General features: G+C 29.0%; 1 protein-coding gene. It reads right to left on the bottom strand.

The annotated features are described in order from the left end of the window. The coding region (locus ACQRD5_RS17150; protein WP_427747115.1) for a hypothetical protein at positions 1-737 on the bottom strand (737 nt) is incomplete at both ends.

Raw genomic sequence — 737 nt, 5'->3', positions numbered from 1 at the left:
TTGCCAACCACCTATATTATTATTAATAGACCATACCCCACGACCTTGAGAATCTTGAGTATATTCTAAAACTGCCTCGTGCCATGGTTGATATATACCAATTGAAGGTAGTCCAAATGCTTTGTTTAGATTTTGTCCAAATCTTGAAGAGTTCCAGCAAACTCCACCTACTTCAAATAGCATCCATAAGTTATGTTTACCTTTTTGACCATATGATATATTATTTTCTGATAAACTATATTTTGTATCAAATTTTTCTCTATTGCTCTCATTATATATGAAATCTTGGTTAAGATTTATTGTTCTATAAGCAATACCATAATTCCAAAAGTTCAATTTTTTACCTAAGTCATTAGGATATTTCTTATTAGCATAATTGTTTAACCAAATTAAATCCTCATTAGCCATTTGATTATTCATAATCATTCTCATTAATTCCATGTTATAAGTCTTAAATTCTTCTTTTCTAGCTAATTTATCATTGTCATAGAAATCCTTCATTATTTGAAATCTACCAACTGCATCAAAAGTAGGAAGATTCATATTGAATTCCAAAGCTGATGTACCTGCATCACTACTCCAACCAGTAGCTAAAGCTATCATCATTTTCTTATATATAGTACCATTTACTTCATCTGATAAACAATCTTTATATTTATCATATAAGTTTGATAATACATTTATAAATCTTCCAGCCTCAGATATATCCCCAGCTTCTATAAATAATTCTAAAGCTT

This window comes from Clostridium sp. SGI.024 (assembly GCF_050315195.1).
Taxonomy (GTDB): Bacteria; Bacillota; Clostridia; order Clostridiales; family Clostridiaceae; genus Clostridium.
Note: the sequence above shows the minus strand (reverse complement) of the source record. Positions and strands in the feature narration are given on the sequence as shown.